This window comes from Streptomyces actinomycinicus (assembly GCF_016741775.1).
Taxonomy (GTDB): Bacteria; Actinomycetota; Actinomycetes; order Streptomycetales; family Streptomycetaceae; genus Streptomyces; species Streptomyces actinomycinicus.
In genome coordinates, this window is record NZ_JAERRK010000001.1 from 155,671 (window position 1) to 174,350 (window position 18,680).

The following is an 18,680-nucleotide window of genomic DNA, read 5'->3' on the forward strand; positions in this document are numbered from 1 at the left end:
ACAAGTTCGAAGGTAGGTTAGCCTAACCTCAGCTGATGTCCAGGGGGCGGGGCGCCCGGCCCGGGCCCGGGCACGCCGACGGCCCGGAGCCCCGTGGCGTCCGGGCCGTCCGGTGCAACCCTCAGCCCACCAGCCCCAGTTCCCGCGCGATCAGCATCCGCTGGACCTCGCTCGTGCCCTCGCCGATCTCCAGGATCTTGGAGTCGCGCCACATGCGGGCCACCGGGTACTCGTTCATGAAGCCGTAGCCGCCGTGGACCTGCGTGGCCTCCCGGGCGTTGTCGACGGCGACCGTGGAGGAGTAGAGCTTGGCCAGCGCCGCCTCCTTCTTGAAGGGCTCACCGGCCACGAGGCGGGAGGCCGCGTCGCGCCAGGCCAGGCGGGCCGTGTGGGCCTTCATCTCCATGTCGGCGATCTTGAACTGGATGGCCTGGTTGGCGCCGATCGGCCGGCCGAAGGCCTGGCGCTCCTTGGCGTACTTCACCGACTCGTCCACGCAGCCCTGCGCCAGGCCCGTGGCGAGCGCGGCGATGGCGATGCGGCCCTCGTCCAGGATGCGCAGGAACTGGGCGTAACCGCGGCCCTGTTCGCCCAGCAGGTTGGCGGCCGGGACCCGGACGTCCTGGAAGGACAGCTCGCGGGTGTCGGAGGCGTTCCAGCCGACCTTCGAGTAGGGCGCCGCCACCGTGAAGCCCGGCGTGCCCGACGGCACGATGATCGAGGAGATCTCCGGCCTGCCGTCCGGCTTGCGCCCGGTGACCGCGGTGACCGTCACCAGGCCCGTGATGTCCGTACCGGAGTTGGTGATGAAGCACTTGGTGCCGTTGATGACCCACTCGTCCGTGTCCGGGTCCAGGCGGGCCGTGGTGCGCGTCGCCCCGGCGTCCGAGCCGCCGTCCGGCTCGGTCAGCCCGAACGCGCCCAGGATCTCGCCGGCGCAGAGGCGGGGCAGCCACTCGCGCTTCTGCTCCTCGGTGCCGAAGAGGTGCAGGGGCATGGCGCCCAGTGAGACACCGGCCTCCAGGGTGATGGCCACCGAGGAGTCCACCCGGGCCAGTTCCTCCAGGGCGAGGCCGAGGGCCAGGTAGTCGCCGCCCATGCCGCCGTACTCCTCCGGGAACGGCAGGCCGAACAGGCCCATGCGGCCCATCTCACGGACGATCTCGTACGGGAACTCGTGCCGCTCGTAGAAGTCGCCGATCTTCGGCGCCACCACGTCGTGCGCGAACTCCTCCACCGTGCGGCGGAGTTCCTCCAGCTCGGGGCTGAGACGGTGGTCCATGCTGATCACTGGTCCTTGTGGGAGAGAGCGCGGACGGTACGGGAGGGACTGGGCCTGCCCAGCTGCTCGGCCATCCAGGCGCTGGTGGCGGTGAGACGGCCGAGGTCGACCCCGGTCTCGATGCCGAGGCCGTGCAGCATCCAGACGAGGTCCTCGGTGGCGAGGTTGCCGGTGGCGGACTTGGCGTACGGGCAGCCGCCGAGGCCTCCGGCGGAGGCGTCGATCGTCGTGACGCCGTGCTCCAGGGCCGCATAGGTGTTGGCGAGCGCCTGGCCGTAGGTGTCGTGGAAGTGCACGCCGATCGTGTTCGTCGGCACGCCCTCCTCGTTGAGCAGGGAGAGCAGCTCCAGCACATGGCCCGGAGTGGCGACCCCGATGGTGTCGCCGAGGCTCAGCTCGTCGCAGCCCATGTCGCGCAGGGCCGTGCACACCCGGGCCACCTGGTGCAGCGGGACCGCACCCTCCCACGGGTCGCCGAAGCACATCGAGACGTACCCGCGCACGTGCACGCCGGCGTCCTTGGCGCGGTGCACCACCGGCTCGAACACGGCCAGCGACTCGTCCACCGTACGGTTGAGGTTGGCGTGCGCGAAGGACTCGGTGGCGCTGGCGAACACCGCGACCCGGCCGGCGCCCAGTGCCAGTGCCCGGTCCAGGCCCCGCTGATTGGGCACCAGCACGGGCAGGTCGACGGCGAGATCACTGACCTGTGGGAACAGCTGCTCCGCGTCCGCCAGTTGAGGAACCCACTCGGGGTGGACGAAACTCGTCGCCTCGATCGTCGTCAGGCCCGCGTCGGCCAGCCGGCGGATGAACTCGGCCTTCACCGCCGTCGGCACCGCCGTCTTCTCGTTCTGCAGCCCGTCGCGCGCGCCGACCTCGTGGATCCGCACCCGCGCGGGCAGGTCCTCGGCCGGCACGACCATGGGCAGTCCCTCGGTGGTCACCGCGCCACCTCCTCGTGCGGTGCGACGACGGCCAGCACCTGGTCCATGGCGACCGTGGCGCCCGGGGTGACGTCCAGCTCGGCGACCGTGCCCGCGTGCGGGGCGGAGATGACGTGCTCCATCTTCATCGCCTCGACCACCAGCAGGCTCTGACCGGCACTCACCTCGTCACCCACGGCCACCTTCACGACGGTCACCGTGCCGGGCATGGGCGCGGTCAGCGAGTCGGCACCCGCGTGCGCGGACCCGGTGAGGGACGCGGCGACCGGGTCGTGGTCGCGGACGTGCCAGGCGTCGCCGTCCCGGCCGAGCCAGCTGCCGTCCGGCAGTGCGGCGAAGGTGTGGCAGACGCCGTCCAGCCGGAAGGCGAACCGGTGGCCGGCACCGGGCTGCGGGGACACGCCACCGGAGCCCCGCAGCGGTGCGTCCGCGCCCGGCAGCAGCAGCTCCGTGCCGCCGTCCGGTGTGCTGCGCACGCGCACCGTCACCGGCTCGTGGCCCGGCACCTGCAGGTGGTGCGGGGTCCAGGCCCGCTCACCGCCCAGCCGCCAGCCGTCGCCGGCGGCGAACGGGTTCGCCCAGCCGGCGCCGGCGGCGGGTGCGAGGGCGCCCTGGCGCAGCAGGGCCGCCGCCGCGTAGACCTCCGCGGGCACGCCGTCCGGGACGAGCCCGTCCACCTCGCGCTCGACCAGTCCCGTGTCCAGCTCCCCGGCCGTCACCGCCGGATGGGCCAGCAGCCGGCGCAGGAACCCGGCGTTCGTCTGCACGCCCAGCGTGACCGTCCCGGCGAGGGCCGCCCGGAGCCTGCGCAGCGCGGTCTCGCGGTCGGGGCCGTAGGCGATCACCTTGGACAGCATCGGGTCGTACAGGCTGCCGACCTCGGTGCCCTCGGTCAGCCCGGAGTCGGTGCGGACGCCGTCGCCCTGCGGCTCGTTCAGCCGCAGCACCGTGCCGCCGGACGGGAGGAACCCGCGCGAGGGGTCCTCGGCACAGATCCGGGCCTCGACCGCGTGGCCGGTGAGCCGGACGTCTTCCTGCGCGAAGCCCAGCCGCTGCCCGGCCGCGACCCGCAGCTGCCACTCCACCAGGTCCAGCCCGGTGATCAGCTCCGTGACCGGATGCTCCACCTGGAGACGGGTGTTCATCTCCATGAAGTAGTACTGCGAGGGATCGCCGCCCGGCACGATGAACTCCACCGTGCCCGCGCCCCGGTACCCGCACGAGCGGGCCGCCTGCACGGCCGCCTCGCCCATCGCGGCCCGGGTCTCGTCGTCGAGGAGCACGCTGGGCGCCTCCTCGATGATCTTCTGGTGCCGTCGCTGGAGCGAGCACTCGCGCTCGCCGAGGTGCACCACGTTCCCGTGGCCGTCGGCCAGCACCTGGATCTCGATGTGCCGGGGCCGGTCGATCCACCGCTCCACCAGCAGCGTGTCGTCACCGAAGGAGGCGCGGGCCTCACGGCGGGCCGCGGCGATCTCCTCGGCCAGCCTCCCGGCGTCCCGGACCAGCCGCATGCCCTTGCCGCCACCACCGGCGGACGGCTTCAGCAGCACGGGCGTCCCGATCTCGCGGGCCGCGTCGGCGAGCTGGGCGTCGGTCAGCCCGCTGCCGCTCGACCCGGGCACCACCGGAACCCCGGCCGCCTGCACCGTCTCCTTGGCACGGATCTTGTCGCCCATGAGCGCGATGGCGTCCGCCGGAGGGCCGATGAAGACCAGCCCCGCCTCCTCGCACGCGCGCGCGAAGCCCGCGTTCTCGGCGAGGAAGCCGTACCCCGGGTGCACGGCCCGGGCGCCGGTGCGGGCGGCGGCGTCGAGCAGCCGTTCCACCGACAGATAGCTCTCGGCGGCCGGCGCCGGTCCGATCCGGACCGCGGTGTCGGCCTCCCGGACGTGCCGCGCGTCGGCGTCGGCGTCGGAGAAGACCGCCACCGAGCGCACGCCCAGCGAGCGGAGCGTACGGATGACGCGTACGGCGATCTCGCCCCGGTTGGCGACCAGCACTGTGTCGAACACGGTTCCCCTCCTCACATCCGGAAGATGCCGAACTGGGGGTCTCCCAGCGGCGCGTTGGCGCAGGCGGTCAGGGCGAGGCCCAGCACCTGACGGGTGTCCAGCGGGTCGATGACGCCGTCGTCCCAGAGCCGGGCGGTGGCGTAGTAGGCGTTGCCCTGGCGCTCGTACTGCGCGCGGATGGGCGCCTTGAAGGCGTCCTCGTCCTCGGCCGGCCACTGCTCGCCGCGCGCCTCCAGCTGGTCGCGCTTGACCGTGGCGAGGACGCTGGCGGCCTGCTCGCCGCCCATGACGGAGATCTTGGCGTTGGGCCACATCCACAGGAAGCGGGGGGAGTAGGCCCGGCCGCACATCGAGTAGTTGCCCGCGCCGTACGAGCCGCCGACCACGACGGTCAGCTTCGGCACGCGTGTGCACGCGACGGCGGTCACCATCTTGGCGCCGTGCTTGGCGATGCCGCCCGCCTCGTAGTCCTTGCCGACCATGAAGCCGGAGATGTTCTGCAGGAACACCAGCGGGATGCCGCGCTGGTCGCACAGCTCGATGAAGTGGGCGCCCTTCTGGGCGGACTCGGCGAACAGGATGCCGTTGTTGGCGACGATTCCGACCGGGTGGCCGTGGATCCGGGCGAAGCCGGTGATCAGGGTCTGCCCGAACTCGGCCTTGAACTCGGCGAACCGCGAGCCGTCGACCACGCGCGCGATGATCTCGCGCACGTCGTAGGGGGTGCGGGAGTCGACCGGGACGGCGCCGTACAGCCCGTACGGATCCACCTTGGGCTCCGTGCCGGGCGTGACCTCCCAGGGGAGGGACCGCCGGGCGGGCAGCGTGGCGACGATGTTCCGGACGATCCGCAGGGCGTGCGCGTCGTCCTCGGCGAGGTGGTCGGTGACCCCGGAGACCCGCGAGTGCACCTCGCCGCCGCCCAGCTCCTCGGCGGTGACGACCTCGCCGGTGGCGGCCTTCACCAGGGGCGGCCCGCCCAGGAAGATCGTGCCCTGGTTCCGGACGATCACGGCCTCGTCGCTCATCGCCGGGACGTACGCGCCACCGGCCGTGCACGAGCCGAGGACGGCCGCGATCTGCGGGATCCCGGCGCCGGACATCCTGGCCTGGTTGTAGAAGATCCGCCCGAAGTGCTCCCGGTCGGGGAAGACCTCGTCCTGCATCGGCAGGAAGGCACCGCCCGAGTCCACGAGGTAGACGCAGGGCAGCCGGTTGTCGAGGGCCACCTCCTGGGCGCGGAGGTGCTTCTTCACGGTCATCGGGTAGTACGTGCCGCCCTTGACCGTGGCGTCGTTGGCGACGATCACGCACTCGCGCCCGCTGACCCGGCCGATCCCGGCGATCACGCCGGCCGCCGGGGCCTGTCCCTCGTACATCCCGTCGGCCGCCAGCGGGGCCAGCTCCAGGAAGGGCGAGCCCGGGTCGAGCAGTGTGTCCACCCTGTCCCTGGGCAGCAGCTTGCCGCGCGCGGTGTGCCGGGCACGTGCCTTCTCGCCGCCGCCGAGGGCCGCCGCGGCCAGCTTGGCGCGCAGTTCCCCGACGAGTGCGAGGTGGGCCTGTTCATTGGCCCGCCAGGCCTCCGACGCGGGATCTGCCGCGCTCGTCAGCTCCGGTGCCTCCTGCATCCTGCGGTCCCCTCACCCGGTGTTCGAACCTGTTAATGAGCGTTAACCATTTCCTTCAGGTTAACGACCGCTAACCTCCCTGTCTAGAATTGCCTGCATGGTCACCAGAACCGACGCCACCACCCGCCGCGAGCAGATCCTGAAGGAAGCCGCCCGGCTCTTCGCCGAACGCGGCTTCCACGGCGTCGGTGTCGACGAGATAGGCGCCGCGGTCGGCATCAGCGGCCCCGGGCTCTACCGGCACTTCCCGGGCAAGGACGCGATGCTCGCCGAACTGCTGGTGGGGATCAGTGGCCAGCTGCTGACCGGGGCGAAGCGGCGCCTGGCGGAGGCCGACGGGGTGGCCGCGACCCGGGTCCTCGACTCGCTCATCGAGGGCCACATCGACTTCGCGCTGGACGACCGGCCGCTGATCACCCTGCACGACCGCGAGCTGGACCGGCTGCGCGACAGCGACCGCAAGCTGGTCCGCCAGCTGCAGCGGCAGTACGTCGAACTGTGGGTGGAGGTGGTCCGCGAGGTGTACCCCGACCTGACGGAGCCGGCCGCCCGCTCGTCGGTCCACTCGGTCTTCGGCCTGCTGAACTCCACCCCCCACCTCGGCCGCGCGGGCACCCTCCCCGGCCGGGGGACCACGGCGGCCCTGCTGCACCGGATGGCGCGCGGGGCTTTCGCGGCGGCGGGCGCCACCGAGGGCTGAGCCCCCGGGCGGCGTCCTCGGCTCCCGCCTGCGCCGGGCACCGAGCCCCCGGGCGGCGTCCTCGGCTCCCGCCTGCGCCGGGCACCGAGCCCCCGGGCGGCGTCCTCGGCTCCCGCCTGCGCCGGGCACCGAGCCCCCGGGCGGCGCCCCGGGTCCCCGCCGGTGCCGGGCGGGTGGCACAGCTCACCCTGGACGCTCACCGTACTCGTCGGTATCTTCGGATGAGCAAGCGCTTAGACATGCCGAAGTACGTGGAGGTGGCGAACGTGCGCCGTACGGTGTTCAACGAGGATCACGAGGCGTTCCGGGAGACCCTTCGCGCCTTCATCGAGGCCGAGGTCGTTCCGGTCTACGACGAGTGGTTCGCCGCCGGCCAGGCGCCGCGCGACTTCTACTACAAGCTCGGTGAGCTGGGCATCTTCGGCATCAACGTGCCCGAGGAGTTCGGCGGCGCAGGCATGGACAGCCACAAGTTCGAGGCGGTCCTCTACGAGGAGACCGCCCGCGCGGGCGTCCAGTTCGGCGGCTCCGGCGTGCACGTCCTGCTCGCCCTGCCCTACATCAAGATGCTCGCCACCGACGAGCAGAAGAAGCGCTTCCTGCCGAAGTTCGTCAGCGGCGAGGAGATGTGGGCCATCGCGATGACGGAGCCGGGCACCGGTTCCGACCTCGCGGGCATGAAGTCCACCGCCAAGCTCTCCGAGGACGGCACGCACTACGTCCTCAACGGTGCCAAGACCTTCATCACCGGCGGTGTGCACGCCGACAAGGTGATCGTCTGCGCCCGAACGGCCGCGCCCACCGCCGAGGACCGCCGCCACGGCATCTCCCTGTTCGCCGTGGACACCAAGTCCGAGGGCTACTCCGTCGGCCGCAAGCTGGACAAGCTGGGCCTGCGCACCTCCGACACCGCCGAACTGGCCTTCGTCGACGTCAAGGTCCCGGTCGAGGACCTGCTCGGCGAGGAGAACAAGGGCTTCTACTACCTCGGCCACAACCTGGCCTCCGAGCGCTGGGGCATCGCCTTCGGCGCCTACGCGCAGGCCAAGGCCGCCGTCCGGTTCGCCAAGCAGTACGTGCAGGAGCGCACCGTCTTCGGCAAGCCGGTCGCCCACTTCCAGAACACCAAGTTCGAGCTGGCCGCCTGCCAGGCCGAGGTCGACGCCGCCGAGGCGGTCGCCGACCGCGCGACGGAGGCCCTGGACGCCGGTGAGCTGACGCCCGCCGAGGCCGCCTCCGCGAAGCTCTTCTGCACCGAGGTCGCCCACCGCGTCATCGACCGCTGCCTCCAGCTGCACGGCGGCTACGGCTACATGAACGAGTACCCGATCGCCCGCCTGTACGCGGACAACCGCGTCAACCGCATCTACGGCGGCACCAGCGAGATCATGAAGTCGATCATCGCCAAGGACATGGGTCTGTAAGTCCCCGCCGTCACCGGCCGGTACAACTGACGCCATGAGCCAGGCACTCCAGGATCTCCTCGATCTGCTCGACCTGGAGCAGATCGAGGAGAACATCTTCCGCGGCCAGTCCCGCTCCGCCGTCGTACCCCGCGTCTTCGGCGGGCAGGTCGCGGCGCAGGCGCTGGTCGCCGCCGGGCGGACGGTCCCCGCGGACCGCCCGGCCCACTCCCTGCACGCCTACTTCCTGCGCCCCGGCGACCCCGGCGCGCCGATCGTCTACACCGTGGACCGCATCCGCGACGGACGGTCCTTCACCACCCGCCGGGTGGTCGCCGTCCAGCACGGCAAGCCGATCTTCCACCTCTCGGCGTCCTTCCAGACGTACGAGGAGGGCCTGGAGCACCAGGCGCCCATGCCGGCCTCGCCCGACCCGGCGACCCTGCCGACCTCCCAGGAGCGGCTGCGCGGCTACGCCCACCTCGCGCCCGAGGTCGTCGAGAAGTTCCTGGAGGCCCGCGAGGCGATCGACCTCAGGTACGTGGACGAGCCGCCGTACGGACAGTACGGCGAGGCGCGCGAGCCGCACTCCCAGGTGTGGTTCCGCACCAACGGCAAGCTCGACGACGACCCGTTGCTGCACGTCGTCCTCGCCACCTACGTCTCCGACATGACCCTGCTCGACTCCGTGCTGCTCGCACACGGGCGCGGCGGCTGGGCCGTCGGGGACGTCGTGGGCGCCTCCCTGGACCACGCGATGTGGTTCCACCGGCCCTTCCGTGCCGACGAATGGCTGCTGTACGACCAGGAGTCGCCGTCCGCGCACGGCGGCCGGGGCCTCGGCCAGGCGCGTATCTACACCCAGGACGGGCGGCTCGCCATCACGGTCATCCAGGAGGGTGTCGTCCGCGTCCCGAGGTGACCGTGACACGCGTGGTGCTCAAGATGACGAGTGACGCAAGCGGGTCTAGGCTCTTTGAGTGAAAGCCGCAGCGAACGGCATGCCCCGTACACGGGTTGCCGGAAACCCGGGATCCCCGGTCGCGGCACCCAAGGCGGGACCACGCGCGGGTGCCGCGGGGGCATAGGTGAATGCGCCGCTTCGTTCATTCCTGCTGCGGGACACCTGAAGACCGCGCCGCGCCTTCCTCAGTGCTGCGGCGACGGCCATCCACCTCGCACCTTCCCTCAGGGAATCGCGAGAGACGATGGAGATGGAAGGTACTCCCATGCGATCACAGCGCACGAGGCGCCTTGTCGCGTTGTCCGCCTCCGGCCTGCTGCTGGCCGGCGGAGCCGCGATCGGCACGTCCGGCACAGCCTTTGCCTCCGGACACAGCGACCACAGCTCGTACAGCTCGGACTGGGGCGACCACAGCTCGTGGGGCGACGACGATGACGACGACGACTACGGCTGGGGCGGCGGCTACGACGACGACGACGATGACGGCGGCTACGGCGGCGACCACGACGGCGGCTACGGCGGCGACCACGGCGGCGGCTATGGCGGCGGTGGCGACCACGGTGGTGGCGGTTACGGCGGCGGCGGTGGCGGCGGCCACGGTGGCGGCGGTGGCGGCGGCCACGGCGGCGGTGGAGGAGGCGGCCACTGATCCGACCACGAACTGATCGCGGTGTGCGGCCCCGTGCGCAGGGGCCGCATGCCGGCTGCCGCCGTGCTGTGCCGGGTCCGCCGGGTCAGGCCAGGTCCGCCGCGGCGAGCAGGTATGCCGTCATCGGGTCGTAGTGGCGGGGGCTGACCACGTGGTCGTCGAGCGGGACGACCACCTGCACGGTGCCCTCGGCCTCCGCGAGGAAGAGCGCCGGGTCGTTGCAGTCCGCGTACCCGACCGAGTCCACGCCGTGCTGCCCCGCGTACCCGGCCCAGCCGTGGTCGGCGACCACCAGGTCCGGCAGCGGACGCCCCGCGTGCTCAAGTCCCCCCAGGACGGCCCGCATCGGCTCTCCGGAGTGGGTGTGCCACAGCGTCGCACCGTGCTCCAGCACGGCCACGTCCGCGAACTGCATGACGTACCCCTCGTCCGTCTGCAGCCCGTCCGGGATGACGACGATCTCGCAGCCAGCGGCGCGCAGTGCGGCGGCCGTGGCCCGGTGCACGTCCAGCAGGCCGCCCGGGTGCCCGGTCGCGAACAGCACCCGCTGGCGCCCCTCGGCCGCCTTGCGCAGCCGTGCCGCCAGGCGGTCGAGGGCGTCCACGGTCAGCTCGGGATCGATGGTGTCCTGCCCGTACCGGTACTCGGGGTCGTCGTTGACGCCCACCCGTTCGGCCATGACGGCGAGCACGTCCTGCTCGTCCGTCCAGCGGTCGCCCAGCTCCAGGCCGAACCAGAAGTTGCGGACACCGTTGGCGAGCTGACGGTAGTGGGAGAGGTTGTTCTCGCGGGGTGTGGCGACGTCCCCCGCGATACGGGTCCTCACCAGGTGGTCGACGAGCTGGGCGCGGCTGGGTGTCCCGGATATCGGCATGCCTCCATTGTGAGGCAGCGCCCCGCCGGGCGTCCTCGGCATATCGCCCCCTGGGACGGGCGTCACCCGTTCCCTGCTCAGCCCTGCCGCAGCGCGAACCACAACTCCATGCGTACGTCCGGATCGTCCAGGTCGGCCTCCAACAGGCCTGCGCACCGGGCGATCCGCTGCCGCACGGTGTTGCGGTGCACGTCCAGGGCCACCGCGGTGCGGTCCCAACTGCCGTGCAGCGACAGCCAGGTACGCAGGGTCTCGGCGAGCGCGGTCTGCCCCGCGAGCGGCGCGAGCAGGGCGCGGGCGTGCGACTCGGCGTCGGCCCTGGGCACCAGGTCCTCCAGCGCGGGCCGGGCCGCGTGCCGGACCAGCGGGGAGCGGGTGGCGCGGGCGCGGGCGAGGGCACGGGCCGCCTGGGTGTCGGCGGCAGGCCAGTCGTGCGGTCCCACCGGGGCGCTGACCCCGAGCGTCCAGCCGGGCTGCGGCTCCGGTTCCCGTCCGGCCGGCACCAGCACCCGTACGACGTCACGGCCGAGGTCGACCAGCGGTGACCCCAGGGCGGCACCGAGGGCGGAGGCGGCGACCGCGTCCTGGGGATCGCCCCTGCCGGGGCGCGGCCGGGATCCCGGCCGCGCCCCGCGCTCCGGGCGCGCGTGCACCACGAGCCACCGCCCGCCGGAGCCCAGCAGGGGAGCCACCTCCGCGGGCGGGGTGCCCAGCAGCAGCCGCACCAGGGCCGAGGAGCGGGCCGCGCCGGCGCCGCTGCGGTGCTCTCCGGTCAGCAGGGACAGCAGTACGGCGGCGACGGAGGCGATGGTGTGGTCGCCGGGCTCGCGCCGGGGCGTGGCGACGCCGAGCACGAAGCCCTCGCCGGCGCCGAGCGCGTAGACGGCGAGGTGGGTGGGGCCGAGGGTGTCGGTGGCGGAGGTGGGCAGCGGCCGGGAGGCGGCGGGCGGGCCGCCCGCCACGTGGTCCGTCGCCCTGGCCGCCGGCCGGACCACCGCGGTCAGCTCCGCCAGCGCCGCGCGCACCCCGTCCGCCGGGTCGCGGCCCGCCGCGGCCAGTTCGGTGCCGTCGGGACCGTGCAGCGAGGCGTGTCCGCCCAGCCGCTGGGCCAGCTGGCGCAGCACCGAGGGCACCGGGTCCGGGCGGGAGGCCGCGGCCGCGAGGCTCTGCTGGGCCTCCGTGACCCGGCGCAGCTCGGCCAGGCGGGCCTGGGCCATCAGCTGCCACACCGCGCGGGCCACCCCGGAGAAGGTGGTCTGCGGCGGGACCTCCAGCAGCGGCAGGCCGTGGCGGTCGCAGGCGGCGACCAGGGCGCCCGGGACCGTGTCGTGCACCGGCGCCAGCCCGAAGCCGAGGGCGGCGCCGCCCGCGGCCACGATCCGGGAGACGTAGCCGTCGAAGTAGTCCCCCGGGCTCCCGGCCCCGCTCGGCCGCGGAGCGCCACCCTCCTCCGGTCCGGCCGTCTCCGGGACGTGCAACCGGGCCGTCTCCGGGGCGTGCAACCGGGCCGTCTCCGGGACGTGCACCCCGGCTGTCAGCAGCAGCTCGCCGCCCAGCAGGTACGGGTAGGGGTCGGCCATCTCCGAGGTGTGCGCCCAGTGGATCACGATGCCGGGGTGCGAGGGGCCCGCGATCTGCCGCAGGGCGAGATCCTCACGGGCCAGCAGGGCCGACAGCGGTACCGGTGGGGTCGGTGGGACTGCTGGTGCGATCGTTTCCGGCATGGTGTGCACATCCTCCATCCCACCCCGTCCATATGGATGAAACGTACACTTCGCAGTCGCTTTCCGGCCACCTAGTGTCAAGTCCGGACCGGGAGCCGCGGGTACGGGCGGATGTCCCCGCGATCAGCTCCCGGCACACCCCCACGTCTCTGCACGACACGCCACCGGATGTGCGCGAAGGAGGGCCCCACATGGCCGTCGACTACACAGTGATCGTCGTCTATCTCGCCGGCATGCTGGCCATGGGCTGGTGGGGCATGCGCCGCGCCAGGTCGAAGAGCGAGTTCCTGGTGGCGGGCCGCCGTCTCGGCCCCGCCATGTACTCCGGGACCATGGCCGCCATCGTCCTCGGCGGCGCCTCCACCATCGGCGGCGTCGGCCTCGGCTACCAGTACGGCCTCTCCGGCGCCTGGATGGTCTTCACCATCGGCCTCGGCCTGCTGGCCCTGTCGGTCTTCTTCTCGGCACGCATCGCCCGGCTGAAGGTCTACACGGTCTCCGAGATGCTCGACCTGCGCTACGGCGGCCGGGCGGGCGTGATCTCCGGCGTGGTCATGTGGGCCTACACCCTCATGCTCGCCGTCACCTCGACCATCGCCTACGCCACCATCTTCGACGTGCTCTTCGACATGAACCGCACCGTCGCGATCATCCTCGGCGGCTCGATCGTCGTCGCCTACTCGACCCTCGGCGGCATGTGGTCCATCACGCTGACCGACATGGTCCAGTTCGTCGTCAAGACCGTCGGCGTGCTGCTCCTGCTCCTGCCCATCGCGGTGGTCAAGGCGGGCGGCTTCTCGGAGATGAAGGCCAAGCTGCCGACCGCGTACTTCGACCCGCTGGGCATCGGCGGCGAGACGATCTTCACCTACGTGCTGATCTACACGTTCGGCATGCTGATCGGCCAGGACATCTGGCAGCGCGTGTTCACCGCCCGCAGCGACAGGACCGCCAAGTGGGGCGGCACCGTGGCCGGCACCTACTGCCTGGTCTACGCCCTCGCCGGCGCGGTGATCGGTACGGCCGCCAAGGTTCTCTACCCGAAGCTGGGCAGCCCGGACGACGCCTTCGCCACCATCGTCAAGGACGAACTCCCCATCGGCGTGCGCGGCCTGGTGCTGGCCGCCGCCCTGGCCGCCGTGATGTCCACGTCCTCCGGCGCCCTGATCGCCTGCGCCACCGTCGCCAACAACGACATCTGGTCCCGGCTGCGGGGCGCGGTGCGCCGAGACGGCGAGGAGCACGACGAGGTCAGGGGCAACCGCGCCTTCATCCTGATCATGGGCGTGGGAGTGATCGGCACCGCGATCGCGCTGAACAACGTGGTCGAGGCCCTCACCGTGGCCTACAACCTGCTCGTCGGCGGCCTGCTCGTCCCGATCCTCGGCGGCCTGCTGTGGAAGCGCGGCACCGTCCAGGGCGCGCTGGCCTCCGTGATCGTCGGCGGCCTCGCCGTGATCGGCCTGATGGCCGGCTACGGCATCCTCGCCAACGAACCCGTCTACTACGGCCTGCTGGCCTCCCTCGCCGCCTACGTCGCCGTCTCCCTGGCGACCAGGCCCACCGACGAGACCGTCCTCGCCGCCTGGCGTGAACGCCTCGCCGGACGATCCCCCGAACTCGCGTCCGAACCGGTCCCGGCTCACCAGTAGAGTCGTATGGAAAGCAGTGCATGCGCGACGAAGCGCAAGAAAGAGAGCATTTCACGATGAGCAGCAACGAGACGCCCCGCGGCCCCGTCGACTCCTCCCGCATCCCGCGGTACGCCGGACCCGCGACCTTCGCCCGGCTGCCCCGCCTCGACGAGGTCGGCACCGCCGACGTGGCCGTCGTGGGCGTGCCGTTCGACTCCGGCGTCTCGTACCGGCCGGGCGCCCGCTTCGGAGGCAACGCCATCCGCGAGGCGTCCCGGCTGCTGCGCCCGTACAACCCGGCGCAGGACGCGTCCCCCTTCGCCCTGGCGCAGGTCGCGGACGGCGGCGACATCGCCGTGAACCCGTTCAACATCAACGAGGCCGTCGACACCATCGAGGCCGCCGCGGACGACCTGCTCGGCACCGGCGCCCGCCTGATGACCCTCGGCGGCGACCACACCATCGCCCTGCCGCTGCTGCGTTCGGTCGCGAAGAAGCACGGCCCGGTCGCCCTGCTCCACTTCGACGCCCACCTCGACACCTGGGACACCTACTTCGGCGCCGAGTACACCCACGGCACCCCGTTCCGCCGCGCGGTGGAGGAGGGCATCCTCGATACCGAGGCGCTCTCCCACGTCGGCACCCGCGGCCCGCTGTACGGCAAGCAGGACCTGACCGACGACGAGAAGATGGGCTTCGGCATCGTCACCTCGGCGGACATCTACCGCCGGGGCGCCGACGAGGTCGCCGACCAGCTGCGCCAGCGCATCGGCGACCGCCCGCTGTACATCTCCATCGACATCGACTGCCTCGACCCGGCCCACGCGCCCGGCACGGGTACGCCGGAGGCGGGCGGCATGACCTCCCGCGAGCTGCTGGAGATCCTGCGCGGGCTGTCCTCCTGCAACCTGGTCTCGGCGGACGTCGTCGAGGTGGCGCCCGCGTACGACCACGCCGAGATCACCTCGGTGGCGGCCTCCCACACCGCCTACGAACTGACCACCATCATGAGCCGCCAGATCGCGGCGGCCCGCAACGCCTGACGCTCCTGAGGGGGATCGACAGCAGTGACTCACGACCACGACCTGGTACTCCGCCCGACGCCCACGCAGAGGGAGGCCGCGCTCAACCCGCCCCCGGGCCGCAACGGCGGAGACCTGGTCGTGGAGACGCTGGCCGGGCTCGGCGCGACGACCGTCTTCGGCCTGCCCGGCCAGCACGCGCTCGGCATGTTCGACGCCCTGCGCCGCTCGTCGCTGCGCTACGTCGGCCTCAGGGTGGAGAACAACGCGGGCTTCGCGGCAGACGCGTACGGCCGGATCACCGGCGAGGCGGCCCCGCTCCTGCTCTCCACCGGCCCCGGCGCCCTGACCTCGCTCGCCGCCCTCCAGGAGGCGGCGGCCGCCTCCGCCCCCGTGCTGGCGATCAGCAGCCAGGTCCCCACGGCGGGCCTGGGCGGCGGCCGGCACGGCTACCTGCACGAACTCCCGGACCAGGCCGCCTCGTTCCGGGGCGTGGTGAAGTCGGTCCACACCGTCCGCACCCAGTCCCAGATCCCCTCCGCCGTCGCGGCGGCCTGGAAGTCGGCGCTGACCGCCCCGCACGGCCCGGTGTGGGTGGAGATCCCGCAGGACGTACTCCTCGCGGAGACGACCCTGCCGGTGGTGACGGCCATGGACGCGACCCCCGACGACCTCGTCCCGCGCCCCGAACTGACGGCGGTGGCAGCCGAATTGCTGTCGAACGCGGCCCGCCCGGCGATCATCGCGGGCGGCGGGGTCGTACGCTCGGACGCCTCGGGCAAGCTGCTGCAGCTGGCCGAGAAGCTGGACGCGCCCGTGGTGACGACGTTCGGCGGCAAGGGCGCGTTCCCCTGGGAGCACCCGCTGTCGATGCAGTCCTGGCTGGAGGACCGCCACACCACGGACCTTCTGGAGGACGCGGACGTCCTGCTGGTGGCCGGCTCTGGCCTCGGCGAACTCTCCTCCAACTACCACACGTTCAAGCCCCGTGGCCGAGTGATCCAGATCGAGGCGGACGCCGGCAAGCTGGAGGCGAACCACCCCGCCCTGGGCATCCACGCGGACGCGCGCCTGGCTCTCCAGGCCCTGCTGGAGACGGTGGCCGACCGGACCGACGAGTCGGCGCCCGGGCGGGTGCGGGACCTTCTCGCGAAGGTCGCCGACCGCATCGCCGCCCAGGAACTGACCCTGGAGCAGGACGTGCTGGCCTCGGTCCGCCGCGCCCTGCCGGCCGACTCCCCGTCCTTCTGGGACATGACGATCCTGGCGTACTGGGCCTGGTCGGCGTTCGACCCGCAGGGCACGAACCTGATGCACTCGGCCCAGGGCGCGGGCGGCCTCGGCTACGGCTTCCCGGCGGCGCTCGGCGCGGCGGCGGCCGACCCGACCCGCCCGGTGCTGGCGGTGTCCGGCGACGGCGGAGCCCTGTACTCGATCGCCGAGCTGGCGACGGCGAGGCAGTACGACCTCCCGGTCACCTGGCTGATCATCGACGACGGCGGCTACGGCATCCTCCGCGAGTACATGACGGACGCCTTCGGCCAGGCCACGGCCACGGAACTGACCCGCCCGGACTACGTGGCCCTGGCGGAGTCCTTCGGCGTCCCGGGCGTCCTTACGACCCCGGAAACCCTGGAGCAGGACCTTGCGAAGGCACTGTCCGCACCGGGCCCGTCGGTGGTGGTACTCCCAGCGGTCCTGCGCATGTTCGCGCCGACCCATCTCGGCCAGTCACCCGCTTCACCCTTGAGCCGGTAAAGGACTCCCCATAGGTTTCTCTGGCCACTGCTTCACAGCGTGGAGGGAGTCGATGGCGTCACGCTGGAGGCGGAGTCGAACGTGTGCGTACACCGTCGCGGTCACCCCGATGTGGGCGTGGCCGAGGAGTTCCTTGATGACGACGAGTTCGACGCCCTGTTCGAGCCGACCCCGATCCCGGAGGCAACCGCATCGGCGCGCGGGCGCAGTCGAGGCCACAGATCGAGCAGCCCAGCCCGCTGCCGAACGGCCAGGCCGGAGCAAGGCGGATGCCGTGACGGAGGGAGAGGCGTGGTTGAGGCCGGTGCGGGGTTGCTGGAAGCACACGTGGCGGGTGATCTCTCGGCGCACCCGCTGTCCTGGCTGACTTTCCGTGGCTGAGCTTGAAGGTGCGACGGGGGTCAGGTGACCAGCGACGGTGGCGCGAGCGTCCGCGCCCGGTCGTACAGGTCGCGGGCTGCCGCGTTCTTCAGATGGGGGTGCAGGAGACCGAACATCGCCCTCACGCGGTCGTCGGCGCGGCCGGACTGCACCTTGGGGTAGTCGTCTAGGGCCTGGTGCCAGGTGATGCAGGCCGCTTCCAGGTGGCCGAGTTCCAACTGACGTTCGGCCAGCAGACCACGACGGTGTACTCGTGTGCGCTGGTACACGCTGGGGCGGAGCCGGTCCGCTTGTTGCATGGCTTCGACGGCTCCGGCCTTGTCACCGAGTTCGTAACGTACCTGGCTGACGTGGTAGTTGAGTGAAGAGGGGTCGTACGAGCCGAACGCCTTGCCGCGTGACTCAGCACGGTCCATGGCCGCCTCGGCCTCCCGGATGCGGCGCAGCGCGCCCGCACGGTCGCCGGTCTGCGCGGCGGCGTGCGCCTGCTGGCCGACGAGGAAGGCCAGCATCCGGGGGCCGGCTTTAGGGGAGGCGGCGGCAGCGGCGTCGGCCAGCTCCATGGCCTTCGCCCCGTGGCCAAGGTCGACTGCCTGGACACTCATGCCCCGCAGGGTGGTGCAGTACGTCAGGTGGTCCTCGGCAGCGCCCGCCAGCTCCAGAGCTTTGATGTAGTAGCGCTGCGCGAGACCGTGCAGCCCTTCGTCCACGGCCATGTAGCCGGTCAGGTAGAGCAGGTCCGAAGCGGCGGACAGCATCGCCTTGCGTACATCCTCGGGTGCGTCGGCGCGCAGGTAGGAGGCCACGGTGTTGACCATGAACGAGGCCGCCATGGGACGTGCGTGCCGGCCGCCGAACTCATCGTCCAGTTCCGAGACGCGCTCGGTCATGGCGACGACCATGTCCACTTCGTTCATGCCGATGCGTGCTGTGCGGCCGGACTGGACGGCATCGGCACGCCCGACCACATCAGGCCAGCCGGGAATGGTGACGGCCACGGAGAACAGGCCGGCACCCAGGACACTGCGGCGGGACGGGTCCATATCCAGCCTCCCCAGGTCGATCACCCCTTCCACGGTATCCGCAGCCGCGGAGGAGCGATCACGTGGAACGGGCAGCCCGGCCTCGGCATGGGTGACGGGGCGGCCGAGGCGGCGGGAGAGGGCTTCGAGGATGCACGCGCGCACCGCACCCCGAGGGACGGTGCCGCCGAGCCAGTGGCTCACCGCCGACTCGTCGTAACGCAGAGGGATTCCGGTCTCCGTACCGACGCGGTTCACCGCCCGCGCGAACTGACGGTAAGTCCAACGGCTCTCGGCGAGCATGCGCCCAAGCGCCACATTCGGGTCACGCTTGGCCATGCCCTCAACTCCCCATGTCCTTAAGAACTTTCAAGGCTTTCAAGTCTCGACGCTGCGGCAACGGTACCGCTGAGCGTGGTCGTGCGGTTGCGTAGAGGCAGCAGGGAACGGCGAGACCTCGCCGCAGCCGTCGCCTGAGGGGCTCAAGGGATGAGAAGCGAAGCACGGACCCGTCTGGCCCGGATGACCAAGGAGCGGGGCATGGACGGAGTGTTGAGGATCGACACCTACGAGGGTGCAGACCTGCCGCCGGGTTCGCATCGGTTCTCGCCGTGTCGCTGCGCGCAGCACCGCAGTAGCGCGCCTGAGGACGGGACAGCGAGGCTGAGCGCCGCAGT

The 18,680-nt window shown here is 71.9% G+C and carries 14 protein-coding genes and 1 pseudogene; 7 read left to right on the plus strand and 8 right to left on the minus strand.

Annotation, left to right across the window (positions count from 1 at the left end; translation table 11 throughout):
• Positions 1-121 precede the first annotated feature (121 nt).
• Genes JK359_RS00765 through JK359_RS00780 form a run of 4 tightly spaced genes read right to left on the minus strand, consistent with a single transcriptional unit; the run spans position 122 to position 5,872 of the window.
• A complete protein-coding gene (locus JK359_RS00765; RefSeq protein ID WP_201830523.1) occupies positions 122-1,282 on the minus strand; it encodes an acyl-CoA dehydrogenase family protein in 1,161 nt (386 codons plus the stop codon).
• Positions 1,283-1,287: 5 nt separating this feature from the next.
• The gene (locus tag JK359_RS00770; RefSeq protein ID WP_201830525.1) at positions 1,288-2,229 is read right to left on the minus strand and encodes a hydroxymethylglutaryl-CoA lyase; all 942 of its coding nucleotides are present in this window, start codon (positions 2,227-2,229) and stop codon (positions 1,288-1,290) included.
• Complete coding sequence (locus tag JK359_RS00775) at positions 2,226-4,244, minus strand: acetyl/propionyl/methylcrotonyl-CoA carboxylase subunit alpha (RefSeq protein ID WP_201830527.1); 2,019 nt, start codon at positions 4,242-4,244, stop codon at positions 2,226-2,228. The genes JK359_RS00770 and JK359_RS00775 overlap by 4 nt, the downstream gene beginning before the upstream one ends.
• A gap of 11 nt (positions 4,245-4,255) precedes the next feature.
• Entirely contained in the window at positions 4,256-5,872 is a 1,617-nt protein-coding gene (locus JK359_RS00780; RefSeq protein ID WP_201830528.1) for a carboxyl transferase domain-containing protein, read from the minus strand.
• Positions 5,873-5,969: 97 nt separating this feature from the next.
• On the opposite strand from JK359_RS00780, the gene JK359_RS00785 reads away from it, so the two are divergent.
• The 4 genes from JK359_RS00785 to JK359_RS00800 all read left to right on the plus strand — a co-directional run bounded on the left by JK359_RS00785 (position 5,970) and on the right by JK359_RS00800 (position 9,588).
• Complete coding sequence (locus JK359_RS00785; protein ID WP_201830530.1) at positions 5,970-6,572, plus strand: SACE_7040 family transcriptional regulator; 603 nt, start codon at positions 5,970-5,972, stop codon at positions 6,570-6,572.
• A 266-nt stretch (positions 6,573-6,838) separates the two neighbouring features.
• Entirely contained in the window at positions 6,839-7,996 is a 1,158-nt protein-coding gene (locus JK359_RS00790) for an acyl-CoA dehydrogenase family protein (RefSeq protein WP_201815619.1), read from the plus strand.
• 34 nt (positions 7,997-8,030) lie between these two features.
• The gene (gene tesB / locus JK359_RS00795) at positions 8,031-8,897 is read left to right on the plus strand and encodes an acyl-CoA thioesterase II (RefSeq protein ID WP_201830531.1); all 867 of its coding nucleotides are present in this window, start codon (positions 8,031-8,033) and stop codon (positions 8,895-8,897) included.
• Between the two features lie 307 nt (positions 8,898-9,204).
• Complete coding sequence (locus JK359_RS00800) at positions 9,205-9,588, plus strand: hypothetical protein (RefSeq protein ID WP_201830532.1); 384 nt, start codon at positions 9,205-9,207, stop codon at positions 9,586-9,588.
• 85 nt (positions 9,589-9,673) lie between these two features.
• Here the strand turns inward: JK359_RS00800 and JK359_RS00805 are convergent, their stop codons facing one another.
• A complete protein-coding gene (locus JK359_RS00805) occupies positions 9,674-10,462 on the minus strand; it encodes a phosphatase (protein ID WP_201830533.1) in 789 nt (262 codons plus the stop codon).
• Positions 10,463-10,539: 77 nt separating this feature from the next.
• A complete protein-coding gene (locus tag JK359_RS00810; protein ID WP_372445329.1) occupies positions 10,540-12,204 on the minus strand; it encodes a PucR family transcriptional regulator in 1,665 nt (554 codons plus the stop codon).
• A gap of 173 nt (positions 12,205-12,377) precedes the next feature.
• Here JK359_RS00810 and JK359_RS00815 point away from each other — a divergent pair, with 173 nt between their 5' ends.
• The 3 genes from JK359_RS00815 to JK359_RS00825 are packed head-to-tail and all read left to right on the plus strand — an operon-like array spanning position 12,378 to position 16,600.
• The gene (locus JK359_RS00815; RefSeq protein ID WP_201830535.1) at positions 12,378-13,838 is read left to right on the plus strand and encodes a sodium:solute symporter family protein; all 1,461 of its coding nucleotides are present in this window, start codon (positions 12,378-12,380) and stop codon (positions 13,836-13,838) included.
• A gap of 56 nt (positions 13,839-13,894) precedes the next feature.
• Entirely contained in the window at positions 13,895-14,863 is a 969-nt protein-coding gene (gene speB / locus JK359_RS00820; protein WP_201830536.1) for an agmatinase, read from the plus strand.
• A 24-nt stretch (positions 14,864-14,887) separates the two neighbouring features.
• Positions 14,888-16,600, plus strand: coding sequence for a thiamine pyrophosphate-binding protein (locus JK359_RS00825; RefSeq protein WP_201830537.1), 1,713 nt, complete (start codon positions 14,888-14,890; stop codon positions 16,598-16,600).
• On the opposite strand, the pseudogene JK359_RS39755 reads toward JK359_RS00825, so the two are convergent.
• Positions 16,583-16,765 (minus strand): annotated as a pseudogene (locus tag JK359_RS39755) (site-specific integrase); the annotation flags it as partial. The gene JK359_RS00825 and the pseudogene JK359_RS39755 sit on opposite strands and share 18 nt — an antisense overlap.
• A 236-nt stretch (positions 16,766-17,001) precedes the next feature.
• On the minus strand, positions 17,002-18,342 hold the full coding sequence (locus JK359_RS00830; protein WP_236677110.1) for an NsdA family TPR-like regulatory protein: 1,341 nt from the start codon (positions 18,340-18,342) through the stop codon (positions 17,002-17,004).
• Positions 18,343-18,680: the final 338 nt, after the last annotated feature.